The 5,453-nt window shown below is 63.1% G+C and carries 3 protein-coding genes; 1 reads left to right on the forward strand and 2 read right to left on the reverse strand.

Features of this window, described 5'->3' with window-relative positions; genetic code table 11:
- Positions 1-321: 321 nt before the first annotated feature.
- The gene (locus V7Q42_RS21120) at positions 322-2,013 is read left to right on the forward strand and encodes a recombinase family protein (RefSeq protein WP_442958247.1); all 1,692 of its coding nucleotides are present in this window, start codon (positions 322-324) and stop codon (positions 2,011-2,013) included.
- Here the strand turns inward: V7Q42_RS21120 and V7Q42_RS21125 are convergent.
- Both V7Q42_RS21125 and V7Q42_RS21130 read right to left on the reverse strand, forming a co-directional pair.
- Complete coding sequence (locus V7Q42_RS21125) at positions 1,953-3,632, reverse strand: methyl-accepting chemotaxis protein (protein WP_333826246.1); 1,680 nt, start codon at positions 3,630-3,632, stop codon at positions 1,953-1,955. The two genes, V7Q42_RS21120 and V7Q42_RS21125, sit on opposite strands and share 61 nt — an antisense overlap.
- Before the next feature lie 270 nt (positions 3,633-3,902).
- The gene (locus tag V7Q42_RS21130; RefSeq protein ID WP_333826247.1) at positions 3,903-5,384 is read right to left on the reverse strand and encodes a methyl-accepting chemotaxis protein; all 1,482 of its coding nucleotides are present in this window, start codon (positions 5,382-5,384) and stop codon (positions 3,903-3,905) included.
- Positions 5,385-5,453: the final 69 nt, after the last annotated feature.

Raw genomic sequence — 5,453 nt, forward strand, 5'->3', positions numbered from 1 at the left:
GGCTATCTCGCTCGAATCCTCAACGCCTGACCGTTAACCCGGATTCAGGGCCGTGCCCGCCGCCGTCGTTGCCATCGTCAGAGAACTGGCTCGCCGGGCGGCACGGACGTGGTATGTTTCCCTCGCTGAGCCCCCCTCGGTCGAGGACCCTGCGTGATGAAGGTCGCGCTCTACGCCCGCTATTCGTCCGACAATCAGCGCGACGCGTCGATCGCCGACCAGCTGCGCATCTGCCGCATTCGGGCCGAGCGCGAGGGGTAGCGGATCGTCGGAGAGTACACCGACCACGCCGTCTCCGGCGCCTCCCTGCTGCGCCCCGGCATGCAGGCGCTCATCACCGACGCCCTCGCCGGCCGGTTCGAGGTCGTGCTCGCCGAAGCGATGGATCGGCTCTCCCGTGACCAGGAGGACATCGCCGGGTTCTACAAGCGGATGACCTTCGCCGGGGTAAAGATCGTCACCCTTTCCGAGGGCGAGGTCGGTCATCTCCACGTCGGGCTCAAGGGGACGATGGACGCGCTGTTCTTGCGGGATCTCGCCGACAAGACCCGGCGCGGCCAGCGCGGCCGGGTCGAACAGGGCAAGTCGGGCGGCGGCAACGCCTACGGCTACCGCGTCGTCCGCCACACCGACACGAGCGGCGAACCCGAGCGCGGCGAACGCGCCATCGACCCTTACGAGGCCGAGATCGTCGTCCGCATCTTCCGGGACTTCGTCGCCGGTAAATCGGGCAAGCGCATCGCCGCCGACCTCAACCGCGAGAACATCCGCGCGCCCGGCGGCGGCGACTGGGGGTTCTCCACCATCAACGGCAACGTCAAGCGCGGCACCGGCATCCTCAACAACGAGATGTACGTCGGCCGCCTGATCTGGAACCGCCAGCGCTTCGTCAAGGATCCCGACAGCGGTAAGCGTCAGTCACGCATGAACGCACCCGAGGAGTGGATCACCGTCGACGTGCCCGAGCTCGGTATCGTCGATGATGCGCTCTGGCAGGCCGTGAAGGAGCGGCAGGCCGCTGCCACCAAGGTGCGCGGGACCGGCGACGAGAACCACTTCCGCGACCGCCGCCGGCCGAAGTACCTCTTCTCCGGCCTCACCGAGTGCGGCTGCTGCGGTGGCGGCTACACGATGATCTCGACGACCTACGTCGGCTGCGCAGCCTCCCGCAACAAGGGGACCTGCGACAACCGGGCGAGCATCCGTCGCGATCAGCTCGAGGCGCGTGTCCTGAACACCCTGCGTCACCATCTGATGGATCCAGAGCTCTTCCAGGTGTTCTGCGAGGAGTTCACCGCCGAACTCAACCGGCTGAGGGGCGCGGCGCGCTCGACCCTCGACGCGATCGACGCCGAACTCGGCAAGATCGAGCGCGAGCTCGACACGCTCCTGGACCTGATCCTGAAGGGTGGCGCGGCCGACCGGATCAACGCCAAGATGGTCGCGCTCGAAGCCCGCGAGAAGGATCTGGAAGCCCGTCGCGCCGACGCCCAGGAGCCGCCGCCCCTCGTCCATCCGGAGATGGCCGGCTGGTACCGCAATCAGATCGCCGGGCTCCACGAAGCCTTGCAGGAGGAGAGCGAGAACCAGCGCCTTCGTGCGACGGAAGCCATCCGCTCGTTGGTCGATGAGATCGTCCTGACCCCGGCCGGCGATCGCACCCTGACCATCGACTTGCGCGGCGACGTCGCCGGCATCCTGACGATCGCGGCGGGCGCCGGCGGGTCTCGGACGGGCGGGTTCCGGAAGCACGAAAGCCGCCCCGGAGGGCGGCTTTGTGTGGAGCAGGTAGATCTACTCGAGATGGTTGCGGGGGCCCGAGCTGCCCGAGAAAAACTATCACGAATTTCTTCTGATGGCGCTCATGACCATATCCATCCGAGCTGCGACCATCGCGCATCGTGCTTGTTCGGGCGGAGCTTCTCTGCCGCAACGAACAACAAGCGATCCGTTCAGGCAGCCGATACGTCCTTGAGGAATTTGTCTACGGCGATACGAAGCCCTTCCACCTGATGCGTCGCATCGGCAGACGCTTCGGCAACTTTCTCGGCCGACTGCGATGTCCGGGTCGTCGCCGAGTTGACGCCGGAAATATTATCAGCAACGCCATGAGTTCCGATTGCAGCCTGCTGAACATTCCGTGAAATTTCTTCCGTAGCGGCTCCTTGTTCTTCTACTGCGGACGCAATGGCCGATGTGTGGTCGATCACTTTGTCCATGATCGTTGCGACCATTTGAATCGCCTCGGCGGCCGTCCTGGTCGAGCCCTGGATCTCGCCGACCTGCTGGGCGATCTGCTCGGTCGCTTTGGCCGTCTGTGTGGCGAGTGTCTTGACCTCGGCGGCCACGACGGCGAAGCCCTTGCCCATTTCGCCGGCCCGCGCCGCTTCGATCGTCGCATTGAGAGCCAACAAGTTCGTTTGCTCGGCGATATCGCGGATCAGACCGACGACTTCGCCGATCCGCTCCGCGCCGCTGGCGAGACCCGAGACCCGGTCGTTGGCCGATTGGACCGTCTCGTTCGCTCGCGAAACGATTGTCTTCGTGTCACAAACCTGACGGGAAATCTCGGCGATCGACGCTGTGAGTTCTTCGGCGGCGCTCGCGACCGTCTGGACGTTGACGGAAGCTTCTTCCGACGAGGAGGCGGCGCTGGTGGCTCTGTCGGCCGTCTCTTCGGCGATGCCGGACAGAACGCGGGCGGTTTCCTGCATATTTCCCATCTGGCCGGAAACGGCAGCGAGGAGCGCCTGAGATCGGCTGCGGAACTCGTTGATCAAAGACTCGGTGCGCGCCTGACGACGGGTGGTTTTTTCGCCCTCTTTTCGCACGGTCTCGAAGAGCTGACGCTGTTCGTCGACGCGCTCACGGAACAATTCGATCGTCCGCGCGACGTCACCGATTTCATCCCGCCGTTCCACCGCGGAAAAGTCGACCGTGGTATCGCCCTCGGCCAAACGTTTCGCCTCGACGATCGTTCTCTCCAGCGGAACAGAGATCGAACGAGCCAAGAAATAGCTCAGCGCCAGAGAAAAAGCGAGAAATATTCCCGTTTCGAAGGTGGCCTTCTTCGCTTCTCTCCAGAAGACGGCATCGACGTCGTCGACATAGGCACCGCTCCCGATGACCCATTGCCACGGAGCGAAGCCGGCGACATAGGATCTTTTCTCGACCGGCTCGTCATGACCCGGCTTCGGCCATTGGTAGGTGACAACTCCGGCCCCGGCCTTCTCGACGGCATCGACGAAGCTCTGGAAAATTCGCTGTCCGGTCGGATCCCGGAAATCCGACATGTCCTTCCCGTCCAGTTCCGGCTTGATCGGGTGCATCACCATGCGGGACTGCAGGTCATTGATCCAGATATAATTATCTCCGTCGAAACGCATTGCCGCGACGGCGGCCTTTGCCCGTGTCTTCGCCTCGTCGACCGACATTTCGCCCTTCTCGGCACGTGCTGCGAAGGATCGGACCGTTGTCGACGCCATCTCGACGACATGCTTCAGATCGTATTCTCGATCCTTGAACAACAGATCGCGTTCATTGATCAGATCGACGGCGATGACGCCGACGAATGCGATCGACATGGCAACGATCAATGCGAGAAGGCGATGTTTCACGGAAAGGCCGGCCATTGGAAAACTCTCCATATACTCCGCGCTCGAATCGCCAACAGTTAAATGTAGCTTGGTTAAAAACGCGTAAATTCGATCTCGAAGACGCTCGTTATGCAAAATTTTCTTTGCAACCAGCGCGTCACGTGCGTCATTTTGCCAAGTAGACGGCCGAGGAAAGCGCTAGCGTAAAGAGCTTGTCAGAGTTGAGCGACATGTACCGTGCCTTCTCACAAGAGCGCTTTCCGACGCTGGTACCCGTCCTGCACCGAGTTCTGCGGCGAGGTCGGATCAGGCGAGGGCGCGCGAGGCTTCCTTGACCTTGCGGGTGGCGTCGTCGACGCGGCGGGTCGCGGTGGCGATCTCGTTCATGCCGCGGGTGATGGTCTCGACGCCTTGGGCCGCCACCTGCATGTTGGCGGACATGTCGCGGGTCACCGCTTCCTGCTCTTCGACCGCGGTGGCGATGTTGGTGGAGATCTCGTTGATGCGGGCGATGGTCTGGGAGATGCCGGAGATGGCGCCGACAGCCTCCTTGGTGGTCGACTGGACTTCGGCGATCTGAGCGCCGATTTCGTCGGTGGCCTTGGAGGTCTGGGTGGCGAGGTTCTTCACCTCGGAGGCGACCACGGCGAAGCCCCGCCCCGCCTCTCCGGCGCGTGCCGCCTCGATGGTGGCGTTGAGGGCGAGAAGATTGGTCTGCGCCGCGATCGAATTGATCAGGTCGACCACCTCGCCGATCTTCTGGGTGGCGGCGAGCAGCGTCGTGATCGTCGTGTTCGTGTGATCGGCCTGCTGCACGGCGCCGTTGGTGATCTCCAGAGCGTGGACGACCTGACGGCTGATCTCAGCGACGGAATGGGCCAGTTCCTCGGCACCCGAGGCGACGGCTTGGACGTTCGACGACGTCTGGGTGGAGGCGCTGGCGGCACTGGTCGCTTGTTCACTCGCCCGCGAGACCTCGGTGGTGATCGACCCGAGTTCCGCGTCGATGCCCTTCTGCAGTTCGGCTCGGTGCATACGTTCCTTCACCTGGGCAGTGATGTCGGTGGCGAACTTCACCACCTTGAAGGGGCGGCCGGACATGTCGAAGATCGGGTTGTAGGAGGCCTGGATCCAGATCTCCTTGCCGCCCTTGCCGATGCGCTTGTATTCGGCGGCCTGGAAGCGGCCTTGGCGCAGCGCGTCCCAGAAGGCGCGATAGTCGGCGCTCTCGCGATAGGAGGGCTCGACGAACATGCGGTGATGCTGGCCGCGGATTTCCTCGATCCGGTAGCCGAGCGCATTCAGGAAGTTCTGGTTGGCGTCGATGATGGTGCCGTCGAGTTCGAAGGAAATGACTGCCTGAGCCTTGTTGATCGCGGCGATCTGGCCCTGGTACTCGGCGCTCTTCAGCTTCTCGGCGGTGATGTCGGTGGCGAACTTCACCACCTTGAACGGCTTACCGTCGCGGCCGAGCAGCGGATTGTAGGAGGCCTGGATCCAGATCTCCTTGCCCCCCTTGCCGATGCGCTTGTATTCGGCGGCACGATAGTCGCCGCGGCGCAGGTCGTCCCAGAAGGCGCGGTATTCGGCGCTGTCACGATAGGACGGCTCGACGAACATCGAGTGGTGCTTGCCGCGGATCTCGTCGAGCGAATACCCCAAGGCATCGAGGAAATTCTTGTTTGCGGTGACGATCGTCCCGTCCATCTCGAACTCGATGATCGCCTGCGACTTGTCGAGCGCGGCGAGTTTGGCGTGGGTCTCTCGGGCGGAAGAGAAAAATGTCATGTCGGCACCTCGTCCGTAAGCGTCATCTGAGCCCCACCTTCCGCGGGGCGGCTTGAAGTCGGAGTGTCG

It is taken from the genome of Pinisolibacter sp., from assembly GCF_036782435.1.
In the GTDB taxonomy this organism is placed as follows: Bacteria; Pseudomonadota; Alphaproteobacteria; order Rhizobiales; family Ancalomicrobiaceae; genus CALBKH01.